The organism is Pseudomonas sp. F220 (assembly GCF_057813935.1).
Map to the genome: position 1 here is coordinate 1 of NZ_JBVASJ010000178.1, position 287 is coordinate 287.

Sequence of the window (287 nt, forward strand, 5' to 3'; positions counted from 1 at the left end):
GGAAGGCACGGTCACCAATTCGGAACGGCGTATTTCCCACGTTCGCCGCGCCATTACCGCACCCGCAGGAGCCCGGGCAGACTGGGCGATCACCGTGGATTTCGCTCAGCGCCTGGAACAGCGCCTGCGCCCTGGACAGCCAAGCCTGTTCGCCTTCAACGATCCGGCACAGGTGTTCGATGAATACAAAGAGCTGACCCGCGACCGTGACCTCGATCTGTCCGGCATCAGCCATGCCCTGCTCGACCAACTCGGCCCGCAACAATGGCCCTTCCCTCGAGGAGCAC

The 287-nt window shown here is 63.4% G+C and carries 1 pseudogene; it reads left to right on the forward strand.

Going from position 1 to position 287, the window contains the following annotated elements:
• Nucleotides 1-287 (forward strand): annotated as a pseudogene (locus ACZYSM_RS29540) (nitrate reductase); the annotation flags it as partial.